This window comes from Pseudoroseomonas ludipueritiae, from assembly GCF_014490445.1.
Taxonomy (GTDB): Bacteria; Pseudomonadota; Alphaproteobacteria; order Acetobacterales; family Acetobacteraceae; genus Pseudoroseomonas; species Pseudoroseomonas ludipueritiae.
In genome coordinates this window covers 13,605-37,383 of the sequence record NZ_JACTUZ010000019.1, presented here as the reverse complement: position 1 = coordinate 37,383, position 23,779 = coordinate 13,605, and the positions used below count along the sequence as shown (strand labels likewise).

The window sequence follows — 23,779 nt, the reverse complement described above, 5'->3', positions numbered from 1 at the left end:
TCGATGCGGAAGCAGCGCGATCCCTTCTACGTCTCCCCCGAGTGGCTGGCCCTGCGGGAACAGTGCTTCCGGCGTGATGGCCACCGCTGCGTTGTTCTCGGCTGCAGGACGCCCACGCAGGAACTGACCTGCGACCATATCCAGGCCCGGCCCCGGGGTGCGGTCGGCCTGACCCAGCTTGATGCCCTCTCCAACCTCCGCACCCTCTGCGGCCCCCATGACCGGAGCGTGAAGGAACTGGCCAGCGGCCAGCGACGCAACGGCGGCAGGCTCGCTGTGCGGGGCTGTGACGCCGCTGGACGCCCGCTCGACCCGAGCCACCCGTGGAACCGCAGGCAGCCCTCAGCGCCGCGCTGAGGCGATCCCTGGCCCATCCTGACCGGGGGGGGGCGGGTCAAATCTTTGGCCGGGCTACCCCTCTGGACCGACTGGGGCCGTCCATTTCGCAGGGAACAAAAAACGGAGGGGGGGTTTCGACCTAAGCCCCTGTAATGGAAAGCAATGGCACTCGATGTGATCGCGGGCCCCGGCATGGATGTCGAGGAGCCAGATTGGGAGCTTCTGATCGCTGAGCGGCCTGATGGGCTCCACGCGAACCTGCGGAAGATGGCCCGCCGGGAGTGGTCCCGAGTGTGCGGTGAGCTTCGCGACATGCAGACCCTGGCGGCGGTGAACCGCCACGCGGTGCAGCGCTTGGTGCTGGCCTACATCCGCTACGACCTCGCTGCGGCGAAGGTGCTGCTGGAGGGCGAGGTGGTTGGTTCGCCCAACACCGGCGTCCCTCAGCTCAGCATGTGGCAGGTCGCTATGCGGCAGGCCGACAGTGATGCCACCACGGCCGAGATGGAACTGTGCTTGAACCCGCGCCGCCGTGGCGCTGCCACCAAGGTGCAGAGGAAGACCAAGCGTGTCACGGCGGCAGACAGCTACCTCAAGCGAGCGGGCGGCTGATCCGACCACCGCTTGGGCCCAGGACGCGGTATCGGGCAAGATTATCGCCGGCGACCTGGTCCGCCACGCTGCTGAACGACACCTGCGGGATCTGAAGGATGGGCCGGCGAGGGGGCTGCATTGGAGCCCTGAGCAGGCGGCGCACGCCATCGGCTTCTTCCCCGCTGTGCTGAGCGTCACGGCGGGGGCCAAAGCGGGCCAGCCTTTTCATCTTCTGCCATGGCATCTGTTCACTGTCGGGTGCTTGTTCGGCTGGCGGCGGGCGGATGGCTCGCGTCGCTTCCGGACCGCATGGCTAGAAACTGGCAAGGGGCAAGCTAAGAGCCCTCTCATGGCTGGTGTCGGGCTCTACTTGATGGGCTTCTCGGGCATCAAGCGCGCAGAAGTGTATGCCATCGCCGGGAGTAAGGGGCAGGCAAACGTCCTCTTTCAGGATGGCGTCGCTATGTGCCGCGCCCCGATCCCAGGCGAGGAAGACGGAGATACCTTAGAAGGTCGTGGTTTGGTGCTTATTCGTGGCACCGGCAACATGGCGTGGCGCATAGAACACCCTGAGACGGGTTCGCTCTTTCAGGCATTGGCTGACGGGGACAGCGTATCAGGTCCGCGCCCTACGGCGGTTCTCGCGGATGAAATCCACGAGTTCAAATCGTCCGAAGCAATTGAATTGTGGTCTGCCGCCATCACCAAGATGCCGGGCGATCCGCTGATGATGTTGGGCACCAACACGCCGGCGGCGGATCAGATGGTGGGTACGGAGTATTCCGAGCTCTACCAGAACGTGGTGAAGGGCACCTTCAAGGACGACACGTCCTTCGTCTTCATTGCCCGTGTCGATAAGGACGACGACCCTTTCGAGGACGAGACTTGCTGGCCGAAGTCGCTGCCAGCGCTGGGGATCACGTACCCGGCCGACAACGTGCGGAACGAGGTGGCAAAAGCCCGCGGGCTGGCGTCCAAGGCGCTGTCGGTCAAGCGCCTGTTCTTCGGCATCCCGGTTGGATCGTCGGAATACTGGATTGACGAGGATCTGTGGGACAGCGCGCTGGGTGACGTGGACGATGCTGAGATGCTGGGCATGCCCTGCTGGCTTGGCCTTGATCCGTCGCAGCGAAACGATTTGACCGCGCTGGGCAAGGTCTGGCGCGGCGCCTCAGGGCATCTGTACGCACGCATCGACTACTGGAAGCCCAAGGATGGGCTGGCCGACGCGGAAGCGAAGGACAAGGCGCCGTACCCGCAATGGGTGGAGGAGAAGCTGCTGAACGCCGTCCCGGGGCGGACCATCAGCATGAGCTTCGTGGCGGCCGAGGTGGAGCGCATGACGGTGCGGCACAACGTCGAGGCCATGGCCTTCGACCTGGCGCACTTCAACGGCTTCCGGGATGCCGCGTCGGAGGCGGGGTTCGCGACCTGGGAATACCAGGGTCCAAAGGAGCCGGAGGGCTCCGGGTTGAAGATGATCCGCCACGCGCAGGGCCAGCGGGGGCTGCATTCGGAGAAGCAACTCTGGATGCCGCGTTCGGTGCAGGCGCTGGAGGATCTGATCCTCTCGGGTGGCATCACGATCCACGACAGCGCCATCACACGCTGGTGCTCGGGCAATGCCACGCTGATCAGCGACGGGCAGGGCAACCGGTTCTTCGACAAGAAGCGCTCGCGAGGGCGCATCGACGGAATGACCGCTCTGGCGATGGCGATTGGGGCGGCAACGTCCACCGCGCCGGCGCCGGCGCGCTCATTCTGGCAAGACGCATAACGGCAGGAGGCCGACAGTATGGGTTTCCTGTCACGCCTGCTGGGGCGGGAGGAGAAGTCTGCGCCGCGCTATGGCTCCATGGAGTTGTTCCGAGATCTGCTGACCTGGGGGCGCTCCTCCAAGGCCGGCGTGACGGTCAACACCAGCACTGCCATGCAGGTCACCGGGGTCCTCGCCGGCGCACGCGTGCTGGCGGAAGACGTGTCCGGTCTGCCACTGCGGATCTACGAGCGCCGGGGCTCTTCGCGCGTGGCGCTGGATGATGAGCTTCAGTCGCTCCTGGACATGCCGAACGACTGGCAGACCGGGCAGGAGCTGCGCGAGCAGCTGATGCTGCACGCCGTTCTCTGCGGCAACGGCATCGCCTGGAAGAACGTCGTACGGGGCCGGGTGGTGGAACTGCTGCCGCTGCAGCCGGGCTGGGTGACGACCGAGCAGCACAAGGACTGGGGCATTGTCCACAAGGTCCATCTGCCGGACGGAGCCACTTTCGATCTGACAGCTTCGGAGGTCGTGCACCTGCGCGGGCCGAGCTGGGCGGGTTTCACGGGCCTGGAGGTCATTCGCCTGGCGCGTGAGGCCATCGGCTTGTCCATCGCCACGGAGGCGGCACACGCTTCGTTGCACGCGAATGGCCTGCATACCACCGGCCTGTATTCGGTCGAGGGCGCCCTGCAGAAGCCGGACTATGACCTGCTGCGGGCGCACATCGAGGCCAACTTCATCGGTGACCAGAACCGCGGCAAGCCGCTGATCCTGGACCGCAACGCCAAGTTCACCCCGGTCAGCATGACGGGCGTGGACGCGCAGCATCTTGAGACGCGGCGCTACCAGATTGAGGAGATCGCGCGGGCGCTTCGGGTGTTCCCGCAGATGATCGGCCACACGGACAAGGCCAGCACCTTCGCCTCGGCCGAGGCCTTCTTCCTGGCGCACGTCAAATACAGCGTCCTGCCCTGGGTCAACCGCTGGGAAGGGGTGATCAAGCGCGACCTGATCGGCCGAGACCGCCCCGGCGTCTTCGCCAAGCACAACGTCGCGGCGCTGGAGCGGGCCGACATCAAGACCCGCTACACGGCCTATGGCCAGGGCATCAAGGATGGCTGGCTGCTGCGCAACGAGGCGCGCGGCTGGGAAGAACTGGACGAGCTCGACGGCCTCAGCGAGCCCTTGCAGCCGCTGAACATGGCCACCCCGGATCAGGCTGCGCAGGAACAGGACACGGGAGGCGAGCCGAGCAAGGGCCGCCGCCCTTTCGGCGTTGAGGGTAAGGCGCGCACCTTCCTGCGCGACGCGCTTGGCAGGTTCGCCAGCTTCGACAGCATGCTTGCCGCGGTTCTGGCGGCGGTTCACCCCTCAGGGGCCCTGGCTCGGATCGGCAAGCTGTCAAAGAAGGATCGAGCCGGGCTCAAGGCGGCGGGCATCCGGTGGTCCGGCGGCACCATCCATGCCGAGGACCGGGTGCTGAAGAAGGCAATGCGTCAGGTCGGCACTCGCAAGCCAGCGACGGCTGCGGACCTGCGAGCTATCCCCTCGGTCATGCGGCCGACTGGCGCCAAAAGCTACGTTGATCGCGCCAATGGCACGCTTGTCCGGGTGCGGACGGCGCCTGATGCAGAGGGCATGGTGGTCAAGTACGTGATCCGGCCTTCGTCTCCACAGGGCGGCAACCGCCTGGTGACAGTGCAGCGGATGCCGACGGCGGCCATCGGCAACACGACGCAGTACAAGCCTATTTGAGGGAATTCCACCGGGTGAGGGTGCGCCACATCCCCATCCGTCCAACGGCCCGAAGGCCAAGCGACGCGTCGGTATAGCGACTTTCCGGGCGTCACCCGGTGGAAACCGAATTATGGGGGGTTTGCCCCCCAATCTCAAGGAGAATGCGATGCGCTGGGGAGCTGCGAGCCGGGCGACCGGCGCTGCGCTGGAGGTTCGCGACGGCTTCGGGGGCCGCAAGACCCTGGATTTCGGGCTGGAGGTGAAGGAGGTTGCCGCGGACGGCACTTTCTCCGGGTATGGCTCCGTCTTCGGCGTCCTGGACAGCTATTCCGACCGGATCGCGCCGGGGGCCTTCAAAGCCTCGCTGGCGGAGCACCGCTCTGCCGGGACCCTGCCGGCCCTGCTCTGGCAGCACGACCAGCGCCAGCCCATCGGTGTCTACACCTCGATCCGCGAGGACGAGCGGGGCCTTTATGTCGAGGGCAAGCTGGCCCTGAAGACCCGCCAGGGCGCCGAGGCGCACGAACTGCTGCAGATGAAGGCCATCTCCGGCCTGTCCATCGGCTTTGCCACGGTGAAGTCGGAGCGGGACGAGAAGAGCGGCATCCGCACGCTGAAGCAGGTGGATCTGTGGGAAGTCTCCCTGGTCACCTTTCCGGCGAACGGCGCGGCCCGCGTCTCCAACGTCAAGGCGGCGGATCGTATCCGCCTGCCCAAGGAATTCGAGGCCTTCCTTCGTGAAGAGGGCGGGTACTCGCACAGCCAGGCGCGGGCCATCGCCAGCGTCGGCTTCAAGGCTGCCATGGATCTTCGGGACGAAGAGGCGGGCGGCGTGTCGGACCTGATGGACAGCCTGCGGGCTCTTCAGGGCTCCCTTTCCTCTACCTGAACACACGCCCCCAAGGAGGGCAGTATGAACCGACATCATCTGATGGACGGCACGGCCCTGCGTGGCCGCGCCCCTGCTCTGGAGCGCCGTGAGGCCGGGAGCGAAACGCCGCTCGTCGAAGTCAAGAAGCTCATCGAGGGCGTGAACCGCGGCTTCGAGGAGTTCAAGACCGCCAATGATCGGCGCCTGAAGGAACTGGAACAGCGGGGCGCAGCCGACCCGACCGCGACCGAGACCGTCAACAAGCTGGAAGGGCAGATCAAGAAGCTGTCCGACGAGCTGATGGATATCGGCAAGAAGGCCAACCGCATCCCTGCGGGTGGTTCCGAGCCCGGCGCCATGGATACCCCGGAGAAGCGGGAGCACCGCGCTGGCTGGGACAAGTGGGCCCGCCGTGGCGCCATCACGGACCACGAGCTGCGTGACCTGGAGCGGAAGGCCAATACCACGCTGGTGCCGGAGGACGGCGGCCTGCTGGTGCCCGAGACCGTGGACGGCCAGATCCTGAAGCTGCTGCGCGACGAGAGCGAGGTCCGCGGGCTGTTCGATGCCCAGGCCATCGGCACCACCGAGTACCGCAAGCTGGTCAGCCTGGGCGGCGCCGGCAGCGGCTGGGTCGGCGAGACGGAGGCGCGTCCGGCCACTAGCGGCCCGCAGTGGACGGAGATCGCCGGCACCTTCGGCGAGATCTACGCCAACCCGCAGGTCAGCCAGACCCTGCTGGACGACAGCCGGGTTGATCTGGAGGCCGAGCTGGCGGGCGAAATCGCCTACGAGTTCGCGCAAAAGGAGGGCCGGGCCTTCCTGTTCGGTGACGGCGTGAAGAAGCCGAAGGGCCTGTTCACCGCGCCGATGGCGGCCACCGGCGACAAGACCCGCCCGTTCGGCACCTTCCAGTTTCTCCCCACCGGTGCCGCGGCGACCCTGCCAACCACGGCGCCGGGCGACCTGCTGCTGGATGTCATCTACAGCCTGAAGAAGGGCTACCGCCGCAACGCGCGCTGGCTGATGAACGGCGTGTCGCTGGCCACCATGCGGAAGTGGAAGGACAACGACGGCAACTACCTGTGGCAGCCCTCGCTGCAGGCCGGCGAGCCCGGCTCCCTGCTGGGCTATCCGGTGACCGACCTGGAGGACATGCCGGACGTGGCGGCGAACGCCATGCCCATCGCCTTCGGTGACTTCCGCCGCGCCTACCGCATCCTGGACCGCATCGGCATCCGCACGCTGCGCGACCCGTACACCAACAAGCCCTTCGTCGGCTTCTACACGACGAAGCGTGTGGGCGGGATGATCCTGGACACCCAGGCCGTGAAGTTCGTGAAGGTGGCGGCCTGATCCGGCTGCCACACCCCTGAGCAACCCATAGGCCCCGCTCCGGCGGGGCTTTGTCTTTCAGGAGGGCCAGATGGCCGACGAGACCAATCCGAAGCCGGCGGCGAAGGCCGAAACCAAGCCGGTGGAGAAGCTGAACCAGGCCGGCACCGCGCCGGCGGCGCCAACCCAGCCTTCCGTGGCGGAAGCGCACGCCGTCTACGAGGAGCGCCTGGCGCGCGCCACGGCCGTGGAAGCGGCGAAGTGGGACAAGGTGGCCGCCGGCGCTCCGCAGCGTGAGGCCAAGGCGGAGGCCGTGGCCGAGAACAAGGCGCAGGGCGCCGCGCCCGAGAACAAGAGCGCCTGACCATGCTGTCCATCGTCACCCCCGCCACCGGCACCCGCCTGACGACCATTGCGGCCGTGCGCGCTCAGGCCGTGGTGGGGGATGACGTGGACGATATCACGGTGGGCGAGTGGATCGACCAAGCTTCGGCGTCCATCGTCAGCCATTGCCGCCGCCGGTTTGCGCGCGAGACGGTCACGCAGACCTTCCTGCGCCCCGCCAATGGCCCGCTGATCCTCGACCGCGCGCCGCTGATCGCCGCGCCGGCCGTCGTTTCGGATGGTTTGGGCCTTCTCGATGACGAGATGGAATGCGACCTCGCGGCCGGCCTGATCTACCGCCTGCACGGGGACTGCCGTGGCGGGTGGTTCAGCCGGCGGCTGACGGTCACCTACACCGCTGGCTGGTCCCTGCCTGGCTCCCCCGACCGTGACCTGCCGGCCGACATCGAGCAGGCCTGCCTGACCCTGGTAGCCGCGCGCGCCGCCGGCATGGGACGTGATCCCATGCTGCGCTCCCGCACGGTCGAAGGGGTCGGCTCCACCTCCTGGATCGCCAGCGCCGATATGGGCGCGCTGCCTCCGCAGGCGGCCAGCCTCCTGGCTCCCTATGTCCGCTACGTGATGGGCTGACCATGAGCGAACTCCTCGCCGGACGGCGCGCCGAGATCCGCAAGAACGGCCGCTCTATGGTCCTGACGCGCCAGGCGCGCGGCACCACGCCGGCGGTCTCCGTCACCCTGCTGGGCTTCCCGCGCACCTACCGCCCGCAGGAGATCCAGGGTGGCGTGCAGGTCAACGACCAGCAGGTCGAAACGCTCCATGACGAGATTGCCGCTGCTGGTTGGCCATTCCCGCCCGCGCAGCCCGACCGGCTGGTGATCGACGGTCGCACATCCACCGTGAAGGCTGCTCGGCCGATCTTTGACGGGCCACTGCTGATCGGCTGGTCGATATGGGTCTCCTGACATGAGCAGCCCTGACGTGTGGCTCGATGCCCGGGCGATCATCGCTGACGGCGCCGCGCAGGCCGGCCTAACGGTTGCGTGGCCGAATGAGCCCTTCGACCTTCCTGAGCCTCCAGCCCCCTTCCTGGCCGTCGATCTCCGCGCCGATGGCTCCGAGCCCATGGAACTGGGCCCTGGCGTCTGGCTGGAGGAGGGGATGATCGACGTGGCGGTGGTGATCCCCACCGGCTCCGGCATCACAGAAGGCGTAGCGTTGCGCAAGCAGGCAGCCGACTGGTTCCGCGGTCTGCCGCCCCGCGCGGTGCTCTATGACCGCTTCATCTTCGATGCCGGTGGGGATGACGAGGAGGGCAACTGGCATCGGTTGCCGCTGAAAATTGCCTATCGCTTCCAGTCCTTCTGAGGAGGGCCGCATGGCCGAACGTACCTTCAAGATCTTCGACGAGGCCGGCAAAGAGGTCGGCGACCAGACTGTGGACGAGCGCTTCACGCCGTTCCTGCTGCCCGGGCAGCGCGCCGAGCCGGTGCCGACCAAGGAGGAGGCCAAGGCGGCGGAGCGGGTCGAGAAGGCAGCCGCCAAGGAAGAAGCCAAGGCCGCCGAGAAGGCGGGCTGAACCCCCGGCCGCGAGGCCGCTCCCCCACGCATCACAGGCCGCCTCCGGGCGGCTTTTTTCATGGAGGGCCGCATGGCCTCGACCACCAACTACGCCGCCGGCCTGGAGAGCAACCTCGTCCAGCTGGCCTACATCCAAGAGACGGCCTGGGGCGTCATGCCCGCCAGCCCGAAGCTGAAGGCCATCCGCTTCACGGGCGAAAGCCTGCGTGGCCAGAAGACGCGCCAGCGGCCCAGCGAGATCAACCCCAGCCGCGTGGCGTCGTCGGCGGTCACGACGGACGAGACGGCAAGCGGCGGCATCGACTTCGCGCTGAGCTACGGCACCTATGATGACATCCTGGCGGGCCTGCTCGGCGGCGAATGGACCGGCGACGTTCTGACCAATGGCCTGGTGTTCAAGAGCTTCCTCTTCGAGAAGAGGTTCGCCGCGACGACCCTGCTGCAGTACGCTGGTTCCTTCATCAACAGCGGCACGCTGAACGTCGCGCGCGGCCAGTTCCTCTCCGGCTCCTTCGGCGTGCTGGCGAAGGAAGAGAAGAAGGCCGCCGTCTCGGCCTCCACCGGTGGCACCTACACGGCAGCCCCGACGGGCCGCGTCATGGACCCTGTGGGCGGTGTGCGCGATGTCATGCTGGATGGCGCGGCGGTGCCGGCCGTCTGCAACAGCATCACCCTGAACATCACCAATGATGGCGCTGCTGCTGACTTCGGCCTCGGTTCCGCCAGCGCCGCCGGCATGCGCATGGGCAACTTCATGGTGAGCGGGAGCGTGGAGTTCTACTTCCGCGACTTCACCCTCTATGACCGGTTCAAGGCCGAGACGGCTGGCCTGCTCTCCTTCCGCACGCTCGACGCGGCCGGCAATTCCTACAAGTTCGAGATGCCGGGCTCCACCATCATGAACCCCACTGTGAATGCCGGCGGCCCTGGCCAGCCGATCATGGCCAGGTTCGATCTCGAAGGCGGCGACGACGGCAATGGCGTCGCGCTCCGGATCACCCGCACCCCGGCCGCTGCCCCGTAATCGCCTGCCGGCGCCGCGGCACCGGCGAGCGTAGGGGCCGGCCGCTGCTGCGGGGCGCGGCCGGCCCCGCCTTCCTGCCCCGCAATCCCGCAAGGACCATCCCGTAATGGACCGCGTCAAAATCGAGGCCGAGGGCCCAGAGCCACACCGTGTCCGGGTCACGCGCTCTGACACGGGCGAGAACCTGGGCAAGACGCTGCTGATCCAGGGCATCAGCATCGACATGGGTGTGGGTCGCCTGACCCGCGCAACCCTGGAGATCGTCGGGCCGCATGTCCTGATTGACAGCGCGTCGGCCGACTACCGGATGCGCCACCCCGATGGTGGCATCCGCGAGGTGTCCCGGATCGAATACCGCGACGGCACCTCGATCGACTTCCCCGCACCCAACACCCTTCCCGCAGAGGATTGAACCGCAATGGCTAAGCTGTCCGCCTTCAAGACCAACTCGAAGGCCATCAACGAGGGCGACTGGATCAAGGTCGGCGACGAGTTCGACGATCTCGAGATCCACACCCGCGGCTTCACCGACGCCTATTACGACGCGCAGGCCCGCCGTCAGCGCCGCGCAGCCATTCCGCTGAACGGTGACGTATCCAAGCTGAGCAACGCCCAGCGCCGCGCCATCAACACGGAAGTGCTCATCGAGCACGTGGTCCTCGGCGTCCGGAACCTGCACCACGATGATGGCCGCGAGGTCACCTTCGCCGAGTTCCAGGACATGTTGCGCGATCCCGATTACGCAGAACTGCTGCTGGCCTGCTACCGGGCGGCCGGGCAGGTGGGGCAGCGCCGCACTGCGGACCTTGAGGAGGCGGCGGGAAACTAAGGCAGGCCCTCCGGCTGGCGCTGGAGTGGGGGCGGTATCGGGAGGTGCTGGCAGACCTTCCAGATGAAGAGAAGCCGCCTCAGCCGGATCTGGACGACTGGCTCATCTGGATCTGGCGGGCTTGGCATCGTCTCCACGATGAACGGCCTCACACCGTCGCCGGCTTTGGCGGAGGGCTCGGCGGGGTGATGATCAAGAGCGCCCCCGGGCGGATCACATGGTCATCCGTCCGCGATTGGTGCCTGCATCACCGCTACTCCACTGAAGAGATGGCCTTCCTGGAACGGTGCCTCGCCGCCATGGATGAGGAATATCTTCTCTGGTGGGGGCAGCAGCAGAAGGTGGATGGCAAATGAGCGGATCGGCCTTCTCCCGCCAGGTGAATGCCTTCGTCTCCCGCAACCTGTCGCCGGCCGAGCAGTCCAAGATCCTGGCGCGGGTCGCCCGCGAGGGTCGAGACGAGCTGATCCGGTCAGGGCGGGCGTCCCCGTCCTACCGAACCTTTGTGGATGGTCGAGAGGGGGCTGACGAGGCATCGGTCAAGCCCGATGGCGCTATTGTCTACCGCTTCTCGGTGATCGGGGAGGCAGCCGCCTTCGCCATGGCCTACCTTCGGGCCAGGTCCCCGGTGCGGGGCGGCAAGTTCCGGGACAGTTGGATCTATGCCATCGGTGCCGAGGGATACACCTCAGGGCCGGCCCGCGGCACCTACCACAACGGGGCCAAGGTGGCGGCGTCTTTCAATGCTGGCTCTGCCGCCGGAGCCAGGATCATCCGTCAGGGCAGCTTCGATCCGCAGAAGGTCGGAGCCGGTGTGGGCGAGATCCTGATCACCAATCTTCAGCCCTACGAGCGCCTTCAGGATGTTCAATTGGCTGGCAACCGGCGTCTCCGCTTCAGTGTCCCGCCTAACATGGTGGACGACGCCGCGGTGGCTGTGCGGCGCCGGTTCCCAACGCTTGATGCCAGGCGGGTCTACACCGTCCACTTCCCAGGCCAGTACATACTGAAGACCGGGCAAAAGGCCGGCAGGCCGGTGGAGAACCCGGCGCTGGTGATTAGCGTCAGATAGCTAAGACGGCGTAGGGATGTTCTTGCAGAACCGTTGCCACTGGTCTCTCGCAATCTCGGGCCGCGCGCCTGCCTCAACCGCGTTAACAATGAAGCTCCATGTGCCGTCCTGCCGAGGGAAAGCACCAGCCCAAAACCTGGATCGGATTGTACGCTTGTTGTCGCGGGTTCTGTAAGTAACAGTGCCGCACATGGCATGCCAATTCTTCTCGAAATTGACAATTTCATAACGCCCGAATTGAACACTCTCTCTTAGGCCAAGACCATCCGCAACACGATCACGTATCCAGTTCTCACCTGCAGATATAAATGCTTGATCAGGTTTAGGGCCGGAGGCGGACTGACCTAATGCGCCGATCAGTGCCAGCCCCAGTATTATAGCAACGCCAATTCCGATTACGCGCATCCTTCGCGATCTCCGAAAACTACAACGCTACGACAATCCAACCTGAAGTTGCAAATGGGAGGCCCACCGGCATGGCAACAGTCTCCCAGGTGACCGAGGCGGTCTTCCGTGCGCGCTATGAGGACCAGATGAGCGCCGGCGCTAATGCGGCTGCTCGCGCGGTCGAAAAGCTCGGCGTTACGGTCCAGGAGACGGAAGAGAAAGTCACTCGCGCGTCCCGCTCGGGCGCTACCTGGGTAAACCAGCACGATGCGGTGACGCAGGCGGCCAAGCGGGCCGAGAAAGCCGAGCGGGACCTGGGGACCGCCAGGAAGGCGCTCTCCACTGACGTGGCAGCCGGCACCGTGTCGCAGGAGCAGGCCAGCCGCGCTCTGGATGCTCTGGCCACCAAGGCGCAGGCCGCCCGGGAGAAGCTCCAAGCCCTCCAGGCTGCCGAAGCGGCCGCCGGGCAGGGTGCCGATCAAGCCTCCGCAGCAGCGCAGAGCCTCGCCGCCCGCCTCGATGCCGCCGCGCAGGCCGCTCAGCGTGCCGCGCAGGCGCAGGCCGCCTTCAACCAGTCGCAGGGCGTTCGGGCTTCGAACCAGGACGACTATGCCCGGCGCGCCGCCGACGTGGCTGCCTATGGTGCCGAACTGGATCGTTTGCGGGCGAAGTTCAACCCGCTCTATGCCGCCAGCAAGCAGTATGAGAACACCCTGGAGGAGATCGCTGAGGCCGAGCGTCTGGGGGCGATCTCTGCACGCGAGGCGCAGGCCGCTCGCGAGCGCACCACTGCCGCCTTCGCTGCATCGCACGCGCCCATTCAGGGGACGACCCAGGCGCTCGGGCAGGTCACCAATAGCCTTGGCTTGGCTCGCCACCAGATGCAGAACCTGACGGCGCAGGTCGTGGACTTCGGCGTCCAGATCAGCTCCGGCGGTGGGATCTTCCTGCCGCTGGTGCAGCAGGGGCCGCAGGCGATTGACGCCATGGGCGGGCTCTCGGGCGCCATGCGTGTCCTGACGCAGCTCGCCACTCCGCTGAATGTCGGTATCGTTGCGGCGACAGCGGCTCTGGCGACAGCGGTCCTGACGGCCGAGCGCGCCGAGCGCGCCATCAATGACTTGTCGGCGCGCCTGCGGACCACGCGCTCCGACTTCCAGGAGCTGGCGCGCGACGCCGACACCATGGCTCGCAGGCTGGCTGGCTCTACTACGCTGTCCACGGCTGATGCTCGCGCGGCGGCTGGCACCATCGCCGGGTCTCGGGACTTCTCGGGCAACCGCGCCGAATTGGAGCGGCTGACCAAGCTCAGCGCAGATGTGGCGCGGGCGTTCGGCGTCACCGTGCCGGAGGCTGCGCAGCGCCTAGCTGACGGGCTGAAGAAGCCTGGAGATGCCGCGCGCCGGATGATTGATGGCGATCTCCGTGGCATGGACGATGCCCTGCGGCGCCAGATCGAGTTGCTGGAGGCATCTGGCCAGAAGCATCAGGCTCAGACGCTCTACACTCAGGCTTACGCCCGCAGCGTAGCAGACGCCGCTGCTGCCATGACGCCCTTTGAGCGGGCAATGGATGAAGCAAGTAAGGCCGCCACCCGTCTGTGGAACGGCGCAGACGGGAAGAGCGGCCTGCGCGTGATCCTGGAGGGCATTGGCAGGCCAGTCGTGGCCACCGCCGGCGGCCTCATCAGCTTCCTCGCTTCCGTGATCGACAAGCTGGAACAGGTCCGCTCCAAGATCGAAGGCCTGGGTTGGATGGGGCGGCTGATCGCCGGCGACCCAACCGAGGCCGGCGCGCAGGCGAACGATTGGCTGCGCGGGCGCACCTCGACGCCGGCCGGATCGCCGGTCACTGGCTCCAGCGACGTTGCGGCCCGCATCCTCTATGGCGAGGCTGGTGGGCAGGGCGATCAGGGGCTGGCGGCCGCAGCAGCGGTCATCGTCAACCGCGCGCGCCTGACGGGCCAGAGCCCGGATCAGGTCGTCATGGCACCGGGGCAGTTCGAGCCCTGGGGCAACACGGCGACCCGTGACCGGCTGATGGCGATGTCGCCGGCCCAGTACGAGCAGGCTGCCCGTATCCTGGCCGGAGTGATGAGCGGGCAGGTCGCGGACCCCACGGGCGGCGCGACGCATTTCTATGCCCCAGGCTTGCAGTCGAGCCTGGGGCGCAACCGGCCCGCTTGGGCCGAGGGAGACGGCGTCCGCATCGGCGATCAGGTCTTCTACGCCCGCCCGCAGGATTTCGGGCAGGGTAGTGCTGTGCCAGGGCGTGGCGGGCGCACCTTGGCTGCGGCGGATGAAGGGCTGCAGAACTGGGATAATCAGCAGGTTCTGCGGGAGCGGAACGCTGCGCAGATCAGCCTCTACGAGGCGGCTGCCGGGACCGATGGTCTGTCGCCCGAGCGGGCTCGCGACTATGCGGACCGCCTGAAGGAGCTGCGCGCCGAGGCCGAGCGGCTGCGCGATCCAATGGACGAGCTTCGCCGCCAGGGCGACGAACAGGCGCGGGTGTTCCGTCAGGCGTCTGGCGCGGCACAGGAACTTGCAGCGGCGGAACTGCGTGGCATCCAGGCGGCCCGTGCGGCCGGCGAAGGCCCTGAAGGGCAGGCTGCTCGCGGCTTGGAGGAGCGCCGGCAGGCACAGGCTCGCATGAACAGCGAGCTTATGAAGTCGATCGAGGCGACCGAGCGCGATACAGCGAAGAAGCAAGCCCAAACCGCCGCCCTGGCCGGTGGTGTGGCGGCTATGCAGGAAGTCGAAATACAGCGCCAAGCTGAGATTGAGGCTCTCAACTTCGCCATCCCGGGCACGGCCGACTATACCCGGAACGTCAACATGCTGGTCCAGGCCAAGCGGGACCAGAAGGCTGCTGACGTAGATCTCAGCACAGGCAGTCTGATCGCGCAGCAGAGTGACCAGATCGCTCTCCTGGAACAGGAAGCGAGGTTGATCGGCCTCTCGACAGAGGCGAGGCAGGCCGAACTGGCGGTCATGAAGGAGCGTCAGCGGGTCGCGAATGCAGGGGGTGATCCTGATAGTGATGCGTCTCGCAAGGCGCAGGACAACATCAAGCGCATCGCGTCCCAACAGGCGTCGAACCAGCAACTCACCAACTCCTGGAACGAATTGGCGCGTGTTGGCGAGCAGGCGTTCGACCGCATCGGCAGCGCAATCACGGAAGCCTTCGCCAACGGCAGCCTGAAAGCCATCGACTTCAAGAACATCGCCAAGGCCGTGTTCAGTGAGGTGATCCAGGCCGGGTTGAGGCTGGCGGTGATCAACCCCGTCCTGAACGCCGTCTTCGGCGGTACGCGCGGCACGCTGGGTGGCATTGGCACGGTGATGGGTGCCGGCGGCGGATCCCTGGAGATCACAGACAGCAATGGCGGTTTGATCGGCTACGCCTCGCAGGGCGCCCAAGCCTACTCCGCCTACAGCAAGCTGAGCGGCATCAATCCGACCAGCTACATCAATGGCTCTACCCAGTTCGCAACTGGCTGGGGCGGCCTGGATGGCGTTCTCAACACGCCAATCTGGGGCGCCAGCGGCGGCATCAATGCGGGCGGCGCCGTCACGAACTCAGCCGGCTATGGCTCCATGGCGCAGTCGTCCATCGATGCTGGCGGCAGTGCCGCCGGTGGCGGTGTGGGCGGCCTGACTTATGGTGGCGCAGCAACCGGCGCCCTCGGCATCGCCGGCGGCCTCTACGGCGCCTACAGCGGCATCCAGCGGGGCGGCGTCGGCGGCTATACCCAGGCAGCCGGCGGTGCGGCCACGGCGGGGCTATCGGCTGCGGCAATGGCCAGCATGGCGGTTCCGGTTTACGGCTGGATCGCGGCGGCGGCCCTGACAGTGTTGGGCGCCCTGCTGCCCGGCCAGAAGCCGTCCGACCGCACCGGCACCGCTACTTTTCGGACCAACGAGCCGGGTGTGGTGGACATTAACGGCCTGAACGGCGACCGCTACAGCCAGGAGAACCGCGACCAGGCGCGTGCCATTGGCGCGGAGCTGATGAAGATCGCGGACCAGATCGGGGAAAAGGCCGGTCTCGGCCGCTCGGTGGAGACGGCCTACCGGGTTGAGTACGGCGCTCGCGATGGCCTGAACGTCTATCTGGGCACCGACAAGCTGCACGGCGGCACGGACGAGGAAGGCATCACCGCCGTTACGCAGGCCTTTGTCTCGCGGATGCTGCAGCAGGCGATGGCGCAGACCCCCGACGCCAACATCCGACAGATCATCGGGGCTACGGGTGTAGCTGACCCGGACAAGACCCTCGCCAACATCGACTGGTACGAGACCACCTGGAAGGCGATGCAGAAGCCCCTGGAGCAGACGCGCTCCGGGCTGGAAGCCTTCGAGGCGCAACTGGAGCAGATCAAGGCGCCGTTCCAGGAGGTGATCAACAAGTCGGCGTCCCTGGGCCTCGCCACGGACGAGTTGGTGAAGCGCCAGCAGGAAGCCGCCGACTATGCGCGCATCCAGGTTGGCGTCGGCTATGACCAGTCGATGTGGCAGGCGCAGGGGCGGGGCTACGTCCAGGCCGCGCGTGAGATCCGCTCCAACTACACCGCCAACGCAGACCTGTACCGGTCGGTCGGGCGCAATGCAGAGGACCTTTACAACGCGCAGGCGTCCCAGTTGCTCGGCGGGTTGTCGGCGGACCAGCTACGCGATGTGGTGAACGAGTTCCGCGGCCTCGATGAGGCCATGGCAAACATCGCGCAGTCGATGCTGGACTTCAAAGTGGCGACCGATGCGGCGACCGAGGCGCAGCAGCAAGCGATCCAGAACCAGCAGACGCGCTTGGGCTATTGGCAGGCATCCCGCTCGGCCGAGGGGCGCGATTACATCAACTCCGTCGAGAACGTGCGGACAAATTGGGCTGAGAACGGCGCATCCTATGCGGCGGCCGGCCTCGATCCTGACCGCCTCTACTGGCAGCAACTTCAGTCCACGCTGAACGGGCTGAACAACGAACAACTGCGGGATGTTGCGATCTCCTTCCGCGGAGTGGATGACGCGGCGGCCGATCTCGCTGAGCAGATGCTGGCCCTGGGTGGCAGCGCCGCGCAGGTCGCGGAGGATCTGGCCAAGCGCCAGCAGGCTGAGCAGACCGTGACGGGCACGCTCGGAGGCATCACTGACTTCATCCAGTCGATGCAGACGGACGACAGCTCACTGCTCTCGCCGCAGGCCAAACTGAGCCTGACGGAGCGAGACTTCAACGATGTGGCCAGCCGCGCGGCATCGGGGGACTTCGATGCGATCAGCGAGTTCACCACTGTGGCGGGGCGCTACCGGGACGCAGCACGGTCCTACTACGGGTCGAGCGCCGGCTTTGGCTTCGCGCAGGATCGCATCTCCAGTGTGGCGGAGAGCATCGGGAACATCTCGGCTGACACACTCACCAACTCCGCCATGGCGTCGATGCTGAAGACCACCTCGGACAGCATCGTGGACGCCATCAAGGATCTGAAGACGGAGAACCAGTTGTTCCGGCAGCAGCTCGCCGGCCTGCTGGCTGACCGATGACCGGCCTGCACGCGCCAGGCGCCTGGGCGCCTGGTGTCACGCCGAGCGGCCCCGATGCCTTTCCGGGGGAGTTCGTAGTTACCGACCTGCCGAACCTGCCCGACGAATGGCTGATCGAGCTGGGCGCCACGCCGGAGCCGGTGAATGTCCAGCCGCCCGCGCTGGGTATGCCCGGCGGCGTCGCGGTGGGCGCCATGCCGGACGACTTACCCGCCACGGGTGGGGCAGGCCTGGTACTACGCTTCAGCCTGCGCGGCTGGATCGGGGAGCCAAATGACGCGGCGCAGCCGAATGTCGCCTATCCGGACCGGCTGGTGGAGCCGCCGACGCTGGTCCGCAGCCTCCGTGTGCTGCCGGAGGACACGGCCAGGCTGAACTTCCAGGCTGGCGAGCTGGCCCTCGACAATGCCGACGGCGGGCTGGATTTCATCGGCGGCGATTGGGCCATGGCCGGCCGTCTCGCTGTCCTGCGCCGCGGGCCGTATCGCACGCCGATCCGGGCGATGTACAACGAGTTCGGCCGGGTGGCCGATCTGCGCATCACCAGCGCGGCGATGACCAGCGGCACGCGGCTGACGGTCGCCCTGCGGGATGCTGCCGCGGACCTCTCCGTGCCGGTCTGCGGGGTCTATGCCGGCACGGGAGGGCTGGAGGGGGACGTGGCGCTTGCCGGGCAGTCCCGCCCGCTGTTGCTGGGCTTTAAGCCCAACATCGCGCCGACGCGGCTGCTGGCCACGCTGTTGGTCTGGCAGGTCTCCTCCGTCCCGCTGCAAGCGGTCTTCGCGCTGCGGGATGGCGGGGCGCCGCTGACGCTGGTGGGCGACTATCCGACGCTGGAGGCGCTGCTGGCGGCGCCACTGCCAACCTCCTCCTACGCGACTTGTTTGACGCATGGGCTGGTGCGGACCGGCAGCCCGCCGGCGGGACAGTTGACCTGCGATGCCCGCAGCCCGGGCGATATCAGCCACGCCGGCATTGCCCTGGCGCTGCTGCAAGGACCGGGAGGGCTGAGCGGGGAGCGCATCGTCCGCAGCGGCTTCGCGCAACTGCCGCTCGGGGATGCCGGGTGGATCTGGCGGTCTGGCACGGTCACGGCCGCTCTTGATCAGGTGTTTGGCAGCTGCGCCGGGTGGTGGGGATCGGACCGGCTGGGCCGCATCGTGGCTGGCCGGCTGGCGCAGCCGGAGCTGCTCGGTCCTCGCATGATCATCGAGCGGTGGATGGTGACCGCGGACCCGAGCGAGGTGGCCGGCGTGGCGCCGCGCTGGCGCCAGCGCGTGGCCTACCATGTGCTCGATCAGGTGCAGACCGCCACGGACCTGTTCGGCATCGCTGAGGAAGATCCTGCGCTGGTGGCCGCCTACGGCACAGCTCAGCAGGTCGCAACCGCCTACGACACAAGGATCAACCAGATCTACCCGTCTGCCACTGATCCAGATGTGCTGGTCAGTGGCTTCCGGACGGCGGGGCCTGCCCAGGCGCTGGCGGATGACCTGCTGGCCCTGCACGGCACCCGGCGGCGGCGATGGCGCGTACCGGTGGGCAAGTGGGGGCACCTGATCGACCTGGGCGACGTGGTGGCGGTCGATCACCCGCGGCTGGCCGGGCGCCACTGGCAGGTAATCGCCTCGGATGAGGTGGGTGACGCGAAGACGCTGACGCTGTGGGGATAACAATGACCAACCAGGAGGGCCGCTAGATGGCCGACGCTTATCTGCTCGACCGCGTGAGGGTCGCCACCACTTCAGGCGGCACCGGCGCGCTTGTGCTGGGACTGGCGCCTGTCGGGTATTCCGATCCCTTCACCGCCGGCGCGGTGCCTGGGCGCCCCTATACCTGGGTCTGCGAGAGCGAGGACCGCGCGACCTGGGAGGAATTCGTCGGGAGCGTGACGCCAGGTAGCCCAAGCACCCTGTCTCGCAGCCGCATCATCCGTACCAGCAATGGCGGCACGTCAGCCGTTAACTGGCCGGCCGGCACCACCAAATACATCACCTGCGTGGCTGTCGCCGAGTACCTCCAGTACGGCGGCAACGAGCCAGGTTGGGAGCGGCTGAACGTCGATATCGTCACCTCGCCAGTCGCGGCGATCATCAAGTCGCTACCGCCCGAGTATCCCCGGTTTCGCCTGACTTGGCAGGACGTGACGCCAGCGCAGGCTCAGACCGACCTCTACTTCCGCCTCTACGTGGGTGGCGCGCTGTTGCAGGGCGCCGCTGATTATCCGTACCGGCACACGATCGCGTCCGAGACGGGCGTGGTGGCCGGGGGCGGAGCGCTCAACGTCGGCCGGCTGTCGCCCGGTTCGCCTGGTGCTGCTGCTGGATACCTCGAATTCAACGCGTCCGGGGCGCGGGCTTGGTGGGCGCGTGCGCATTTCCGCGACGGCAACAACGTGCATCATGGCTATGAGGCATCCGGCTGGGTGCCTGGGATCACCTCGGGGCCGGCTGAGCAGATCGTGGTCTCGTTCGTCAGCGCCAGCATTGCGGCAGGCCGCTTCACGCTGTGGGGGGCAGAATGATTTCTAGCAGCCCAGCTTTCGTTTACGTCAATGGCCAACTCGTTCCGATGGATGATGCCCTGCGTGCGGCGCTGCACGTCGAAGCGGTGCCGCCGCCGGTGCCCATGTCTCTCACCCCACTTCAAGCCCGGCGCGCCCTGCGTCAGGCTGGACTTCTGGCCCAGATTGAAACCGCTATCGCGGCCGAGGGAGAGGAAGCGCAGGAGGAATGGGATTATGCGCTGGAGATCCGGCGCGACAATTCGACGCTGCTGACCGTCGCAGCAAAGATCGGCATGAGCGACAGCGAGATCGACGCGCTGTTTCGCGCGGCTGTGCAGGTTTGACCAATGCCCTCGCTCATCTCCGCCATAAACCTTGCAGAGTTGCCCGGCGCCTCGATCGAGACCAACAGCGAGGTCGCGGGCCTTGGTGTGCGCGCGCTGCTGACAGAGCGCCTGGGCGAGGTCTGGCGCACCGGCCCCGGCACAACCCGCACGCTGTGGCTGGACTTGGGCTCTCTCCAGTGGGTGCGGACTGTTGCCCTCTTTGCCCCACGGGACGGCATGCTGCCGGAAGCAAGCGCGAAGGTGGATCTTTCGCTCTCAGCTATAGCCAAAGGCGGGGACGAGCTGGGCAAAGCCGGCGACCTGCTGGTGGTGGACGCGGCTGGCCGGATCATGACCGACATGGCGGGCGCCGATTTCGTCGTCCGTGCCGGTAAGCCGTTCTCCCTGCCGCGCGGCTTGTGGTGCTGGGTGCTGCCCGAGCCCGCCCAAGTCCGCTTTGTTCAGATCGTCATCACGAGCAGCCAGCCGTACTTGCAGTTCTCGCGCCTCTGGGTTGGGCCTGCGCTGCTGCCGCTGCGCGACCCCTCACCCAATGGCTATGCGCCGGGCGGCGTTGACGACAGAACGAGCCTGCCGCGGCGAAGCGCACGGTTCACCCTGGCCACGCTGAGTGAGAGCGAGGCGGACGTGCTGGAAACCATCGCACTGGAAGCGGGCACGCAGCGCCAAGTCTTCGTGGTCCCACGTACTGAGCGTGCTGACCGGACTGGCTTTTTCGGCAAGTTCACTTCAATCCCGGTGCCGGCACCACAGCAGGCATGGAACGAGCGCGGGCGCATCTACGCCGCTGACATCGCCGCGCAGGAGGACCGCTGATGAGCATCACGCTCCCTGTCGAGGTCGCCGCCAGCATGACGCTGGGTGGACGCAAGCCGGGGCGTCCTGTTCGGTTCTATGCCGGGACCAGCTTGCGGGCAGTCGCCACGTTCCTGGATCGCTCCACGAGCCAGCCCGTTGACGTATCGGATGTGGCCTTCATGGTCCGCGACCCTACCGGCGACGAGATCGCCGTGCCGCCAGCGGCCGTGGCAAAACTCGGCCCCGGTGTGTTTGCTATCGCTTTGGCGGTGGAGATGCCAGGCACTTGGCACGTGGTGGCGCGCTGCTCCATCCCAAGCCATACCGTTGCGGTGGCCTCCTTCGATGTCGTGGCGCTACCTGCCAGCAAGCCGCTGTCTGCCATCGAGTACCTGACTACGGCAGACGGCCGCTTCATCTACATGACCTCGGACGGCTCCCTGGTCGTCAAGCCCGCCTAACAGCCTCTCAGCCCCCCTGAGCCTACCCAACGCGCGGCAGCAATGCCGAGTGCGATCACTCACGCATGGAGCGTACCTCATGAGCGGCAGTACCCGCGTCGTCCTCAACGATCCCACATTCCGCGCAGCCATTCCTGTAACGGCGGCGCAGCTTGACGCGGTTCCAGCAGCAGTCGCGAGGGCCGAGGGTGCGGCGGGTCGCGCAGAGGCGGCGGGAACGGAGGCTGTTCAGCAGGCCCTGCAAGGAGCCACCGAGCTTGGTTCTGTAGCCCTCCTACTCGACGGCTCCAATGCCGACGCGCTCCAAGGCACGGCAATTGAAGATGTCCAGATCGAGACGGCCCCTACGCAGCCGAAGCAGATCGCGCGGGTCGCCGAGGTCAGCAACGCCACGACGCTGGCTGATGCCGACGTCAATGCGGGTGATGCGCGCCCCCTCAAGGACATCGCTGGCGACACTCTCCTCCTGCGGAACTTCTGGCGCGCGGGCGACGCGGATTGGAGCAACGCGTTCCAGCGGGCCATTGACTACGCCGCTTCGCAAGGGGGCGGCACAATCCGAGTGACCCGGCCGCGTCAGGCGGGCACGTCCTACATGACCAGCCGGACGATAATCATGCGAACCGGCGTCATCCTCGACGTTGACCAGCGCGCGACTATCCGGCTCGCCAACGGCTCCAACTGCACGATGATCGAGGGGCAGGACTTTCGGTCCCTCACCGGCACGAATAGCGGCCTGGGCATCTCGGATTGGGGCATCATTGGATACGGGACACTCGACGGCAACCGAGCCAACAACACTGGGGCACCCGCCGGTCAAGGGCATGGCGTCGCCATCTTTGGCCGAGACTTCGTGGTCGATATCCGCATCAAGAACTGCTACCGACGCGGCCTGCACCTGGAGTACGGAAACACTCAGGTTGGGGTGTCTCCGTTCAACGGCTGCATCAAGCGGGTGGTCACCGATACCACCGGCGAAGAGGGCATCTGGCTCGGTGTCTCGGACGCGCATGTGTGGAGCGCGAACGTCCGCTACCCGGCGATGAACGGGCCAAACAACACCTTCGATGGCATCTACCTGAAGTTCGGCGTCCGAGCCTCGCACATCAATGTCTGGGGCGGCAACGTCGCCATCCCGTCCTGGCCCCGCTATGCCCTGAACGTGGAAGGCGAGGGGATGACGGCCAGCAACATCCATCTGGAGAGCGGCTTCAGCGCCAACCTCCGCCTGGCTGGCGGCGGCGCGCAAATCAACAACATCCAGACCTACAACCATCGCGGCAACACGAACCTGCTGATCGAGAGTTCCGGCAATATCCTCGGGGCTCGGGCTGTTACTGGACAGTTCGGAAGCCGGGCCGCTGTGGCTCTGCGCATGGGCACGGCAACGGCTGGTGCGTATTTGAACATCGTCGACCTTTACAGCTCGAACCACGACCTCGGCGCGGTTGACCTGACATATTCCAGCGGCGGCAACGCCATCACCCTCAACGGCTTCAACGATAGCGCCTCGTCCGTGTCGGTGGTCGGCTGGACCTCATCGTCTGACACGGTTCGCGGTCGTGTCTCTGGCGGCGCCTTCGAGGTTCTGGAGGGCGGGCGCGGATCTAGATCCGTCCAGTTCGGGCACAACGCCGCAGCGTCCTCGACAAGCGGTGTGGCAGTTGGGCCTGGCGCCATCTCCAGTGGCACCGGCGGCATTGCGCTCGGCAACGGCGTGGTCGCGTCCGGTCAGAACTCTCTGGTTCTCGGCACGAACAGCACGGCCAGTGGATTTGCCTCCTCGGCTCGCGGCGTGCGGGCGGCGGCGGAGGTCAGCGGCGAACACGCGGAAGCCAGCTTCCAGCGTAAGGCGACCGGAGATTGCCAGCGAAGCCACTACTACATGGCCGCCTACACCACCAACGCCACGCCTACGCTGCTGTCTTGCTCCGGCTTCGCGTCTCTGGCCCGCCTGACCATCCCAATTGGGGGCCTGCTCGATTTCCGCATTGACCTGACGGGCATCGGCGAGACTGACACCAGCAAGTTCTTCCGCGCCACTTACAGCGGCCTGCTCCGGCGCATATCCGGCGTGGGGACAACCATGCTGGCCGGCCCGGCTCCGGTGCTCGACGCGGGCAATGCTGCGGGTTGGTCCGTGGCTGTGACGGCCGACACCACCAATGGCGCCCTGCAGGTTCAGGCCACAGGAGATGCGACCATCCCGGTTGTCTGGCTGGCTCGCGTCACGGCCACGAAAATTCTTCTGTAG

23 protein-coding genes are annotated in these 23,779 nt (G+C 66.6%); all 23 read left to right on the top strand.

Annotation, left to right across the window (positions count from 1 at the left end; translation table 11 throughout):
- Nucleotides 1-3: 3 nt before the first annotated feature.
- The 23 genes from IBL25_RS07440 to IBL25_RS07330 all read left to right on the top strand — a co-directional run bounded on the left by IBL25_RS07440 (nt 4) and on the right by IBL25_RS07330 (nt 23,779).
- Nucleotides 4-357 carry an HNH endonuclease gene (locus IBL25_RS07440; protein ID WP_187777920.1) on the top strand — a complete coding sequence of 118 codons (354 nt, stop codon included), beginning with the start codon at nt 4-6 and terminating at the stop codon, nt 355-357.
- Between the two features lie 144 nt (nt 358-501).
- Nucleotides 502-951, top strand: a complete 450-nt coding sequence (locus IBL25_RS07435; RefSeq protein WP_187777919.1) for a P27 family phage terminase small subunit — start codon at nt 502-504, stop codon at nt 949-951.
- Nucleotides 908-2,710, top strand: a complete 1,803-nt coding sequence (locus IBL25_RS07430) for a terminase large subunit (RefSeq protein ID WP_187777918.1) — start codon at nt 908-910, stop codon at nt 2,708-2,710. The genes IBL25_RS07435 and IBL25_RS07430 overlap by 44 nt, the downstream gene beginning before the upstream one ends.
- A gap of 18 nt (nt 2,711-2,728) precedes the next feature.
- Nucleotides 2,729-4,450 (top strand): phage portal protein, encoded by a 1,722-nt coding sequence (locus IBL25_RS07425; protein WP_187777917.1) that lies wholly within the window; start codon nt 2,729-2,731, stop codon nt 4,448-4,450.
- 148 nt (nt 4,451-4,598) lie between these two features.
- Entirely contained in the window at nt 4,599-5,321 is a 723-nt protein-coding gene (locus tag IBL25_RS07420; RefSeq protein WP_187777916.1) for an HK97 family phage prohead protease, read from the top strand.
- 24 nt (nt 5,322-5,345) lie between these two features.
- On the top strand, nt 5,346-6,659 hold the full coding sequence (locus IBL25_RS07415; protein ID WP_202986711.1) for a phage major capsid protein: 1,314 nt from the start codon (nt 5,346-5,348) through the stop codon (nt 6,657-6,659).
- Nucleotides 6,660-6,729: 70 nt separating this feature from the next.
- A complete protein-coding gene (locus IBL25_RS07410) occupies nt 6,730-7,002 on the top strand; it encodes a hypothetical protein (protein ID WP_187777915.1) in 273 nt (90 codons plus the stop codon).
- Between the two features lie 2 nt (nt 7,003-7,004).
- Complete coding sequence (locus IBL25_RS07405) at nt 7,005-7,613, top strand: hypothetical protein (RefSeq protein WP_187777914.1); 609 nt, start codon at nt 7,005-7,007, stop codon at nt 7,611-7,613.
- 2 nt (nt 7,614-7,615) lie between these two features.
- The gene (locus IBL25_RS07400) at nt 7,616-7,948 is read left to right on the top strand and encodes a hypothetical protein (RefSeq protein ID WP_187777913.1); all 333 of its coding nucleotides are present in this window, start codon (nt 7,616-7,618) and stop codon (nt 7,946-7,948) included.
- Between the two features lies 1 nt (nt 7,949).
- A complete protein-coding gene (locus IBL25_RS07395) occupies nt 7,950-8,351 on the top strand; it encodes a phage tail terminator-like protein (protein WP_187777912.1) in 402 nt (133 codons plus the stop codon).
- A 10-nt stretch (nt 8,352-8,361) separates the two neighbouring features.
- On the top strand, nt 8,362-8,562 hold the full coding sequence (locus tag IBL25_RS07390) for a hypothetical protein (RefSeq protein ID WP_187777911.1): 201 nt from the start codon (nt 8,362-8,364) through the stop codon (nt 8,560-8,562).
- Between the two features lie 72 nt (nt 8,563-8,634).
- A complete protein-coding gene (locus IBL25_RS07385) occupies nt 8,635-9,588 on the top strand; it encodes a phage tail tube protein (RefSeq protein WP_187777910.1) in 954 nt (317 codons plus the stop codon).
- Between the two features lie 106 nt (nt 9,589-9,694).
- Complete coding sequence (locus IBL25_RS07380) at nt 9,695-10,000, top strand: hypothetical protein (RefSeq protein ID WP_187777909.1); 306 nt, start codon at nt 9,695-9,697, stop codon at nt 9,998-10,000.
- 6 nt (nt 10,001-10,006) lie between these two features.
- The gene (locus IBL25_RS07375; RefSeq protein ID WP_187777908.1) at nt 10,007-10,417 is read left to right on the top strand and encodes a hypothetical protein; all 411 of its coding nucleotides are present in this window, start codon (nt 10,007-10,009) and stop codon (nt 10,415-10,417) included.
- A 44-nt stretch (nt 10,418-10,461) separates the two neighbouring features.
- Nucleotides 10,462-10,773, top strand: coding sequence for a hypothetical protein (locus tag IBL25_RS07370; RefSeq protein ID WP_194433637.1), 312 nt, complete (start codon nt 10,462-10,464; stop codon nt 10,771-10,773).
- On the top strand, nt 10,770-11,489 hold the full coding sequence (locus tag IBL25_RS07365; RefSeq protein ID WP_187777907.1) for an HK97 gp10 family phage protein: 720 nt from the start codon (nt 10,770-10,772) through the stop codon (nt 11,487-11,489). The genes IBL25_RS07370 and IBL25_RS07365 overlap by 4 nt, the downstream gene beginning before the upstream one ends.
- Nucleotides 11,490-11,965: 476 nt before the next feature.
- Complete coding sequence (locus IBL25_RS07360) at nt 11,966-17,413, top strand: phage tail length tape measure family protein (protein WP_194433636.1); 5,448 nt, start codon at nt 11,966-11,968, stop codon at nt 17,411-17,413.
- Nucleotides 17,410-19,086 (top strand): hypothetical protein, encoded by a 1,677-nt coding sequence (locus IBL25_RS07355; RefSeq protein WP_187777905.1) that lies wholly within the window; start codon nt 17,410-17,412, stop codon nt 19,084-19,086. Before IBL25_RS07360 ends, IBL25_RS07355 begins: the two co-directional genes overlap by 4 nt.
- A 26-nt stretch (nt 19,087-19,112) precedes the next feature.
- Complete coding sequence (locus tag IBL25_RS07350; RefSeq protein ID WP_187777904.1) at nt 19,113-19,937, top strand: hypothetical protein; 825 nt, start codon at nt 19,113-19,115, stop codon at nt 19,935-19,937.
- 47 nt (nt 19,938-19,984) lie between these two features.
- Nucleotides 19,985-20,263 (top strand): hypothetical protein, encoded by a 279-nt coding sequence (locus tag IBL25_RS07345; protein ID WP_187777903.1) that lies wholly within the window; start codon nt 19,985-19,987, stop codon nt 20,261-20,263.
- A gap of 3 nt (nt 20,264-20,266) precedes the next feature.
- On the top strand, nt 20,267-21,082 hold the full coding sequence (locus IBL25_RS07340; RefSeq protein ID WP_187777902.1) for a hypothetical protein: 816 nt from the start codon (nt 20,267-20,269) through the stop codon (nt 21,080-21,082).
- Nucleotides 21,082-21,525: a FixH family protein gene (locus IBL25_RS07335; RefSeq protein WP_187777901.1), complete on the top strand. Its 444-nt coding sequence runs from the start codon at nt 21,082-21,084 to the stop codon at nt 21,523-21,525. Before IBL25_RS07340 ends, IBL25_RS07335 begins: the two co-directional genes overlap by 1 nt.
- 79 nt (nt 21,526-21,604) lie before the next feature.
- Nucleotides 21,605-23,779 carry a hypothetical protein gene (locus IBL25_RS07330; protein ID WP_187777900.1) on the top strand — a complete coding sequence of 725 codons (2,175 nt, stop codon included), beginning with the start codon at nt 21,605-21,607 and terminating at the stop codon, nt 23,777-23,779.

Bases quoted from the DNA above. Each gene is read 5' to 3' on its own strand.
- IBL25_RS07395 (WP_187777912.1), top strand. From the start codon at position 7,950: ATGAGCAGCCCTGACGTGTGGCTCGATGCCCGGGCGATCATCGCTGAC.
- IBL25_RS07350 (WP_187777904.1), top strand. From the start codon at position 19,113: ATGGCCGACGCTTATCTGCTCGACCGCGTGAGGGTCGCCACCACTTCA.
- IBL25_RS07375 (WP_187777908.1), top strand. From the start codon at position 10,007: ATGGCTAAGCTGTCCGCCTTCAAGACCAACTCGAAGGCCATCAACGAG.
- IBL25_RS07435 (WP_187777919.1), top strand. From the start codon at position 502: ATGGCACTCGATGTGATCGCGGGCCCCGGCATGGATGTCGAGGAGCCA.
- IBL25_RS07340 (WP_187777902.1), top strand. From the start codon at position 20,267: ATGCCCTCGCTCATCTCCGCCATAAACCTTGCAGAGTTGCCCGGCGCC.
- IBL25_RS07440 (WP_187777920.1), top strand. From the start codon at position 4: ATGCGGAAGCAGCGCGATCCCTTCTACGTCTCCCCCGAGTGGCTGGCC.
- IBL25_RS07355 (WP_187777905.1), top strand. From the start codon at position 17,410: ATGACCGGCCTGCACGCGCCAGGCGCCTGGGCGCCTGGTGTCACGCCG.
- IBL25_RS07410 (WP_187777915.1), top strand. From the start codon at position 6,730: ATGGCCGACGAGACCAATCCGAAGCCGGCGGCGAAGGCCGAAACCAAG.
- IBL25_RS07335 (WP_187777901.1), top strand. From the start codon at position 21,082: ATGAGCATCACGCTCCCTGTCGAGGTCGCCGCCAGCATGACGCTGGGT.
- IBL25_RS07385 (WP_187777910.1), top strand. From the start codon at position 8,635: ATGGCCTCGACCACCAACTACGCCGCCGGCCTGGAGAGCAACCTCGTC.
- IBL25_RS07425 (WP_187777917.1), top strand. From the start codon at position 2,729: ATGGGTTTCCTGTCACGCCTGCTGGGGCGGGAGGAGAAGTCTGCGCCG.
- IBL25_RS07420 (WP_187777916.1), top strand. From the start codon at position 4,599: ATGCGCTGGGGAGCTGCGAGCCGGGCGACCGGCGCTGCGCTGGAGGTT.
- IBL25_RS07390 (WP_187777911.1), top strand. From the start codon at position 8,362: ATGGCCGAACGTACCTTCAAGATCTTCGACGAGGCCGGCAAAGAGGTC.
- IBL25_RS07330 (WP_187777900.1), top strand. From the start codon at position 21,605: ATGAGCGGCAGTACCCGCGTCGTCCTCAACGATCCCACATTCCGCGCA.
- IBL25_RS07360 (WP_194433636.1), top strand. From the start codon at position 11,966: ATGGCAACAGTCTCCCAGGTGACCGAGGCGGTCTTCCGTGCGCGCTAT.
- IBL25_RS07400 (WP_187777913.1), top strand. From the start codon at position 7,616: ATGAGCGAACTCCTCGCCGGACGGCGCGCCGAGATCCGCAAGAACGGC.
- IBL25_RS07345 (WP_187777903.1), top strand. From the start codon at position 19,985: ATGGATGATGCCCTGCGTGCGGCGCTGCACGTCGAAGCGGTGCCGCCG.
- IBL25_RS07405 (WP_187777914.1), top strand. From the start codon at position 7,005: ATGCTGTCCATCGTCACCCCCGCCACCGGCACCCGCCTGACGACCATT.
- IBL25_RS07365 (WP_187777907.1), top strand. From the start codon at position 10,770: ATGAGCGGATCGGCCTTCTCCCGCCAGGTGAATGCCTTCGTCTCCCGC.
- IBL25_RS07380 (WP_187777909.1), top strand. From the start codon at position 9,695: ATGGACCGCGTCAAAATCGAGGCCGAGGGCCCAGAGCCACACCGTGTC.
- IBL25_RS07415 (WP_202986711.1), top strand. From the start codon at position 5,346: ATGAACCGACATCATCTGATGGACGGCACGGCCCTGCGTGGCCGCGCC.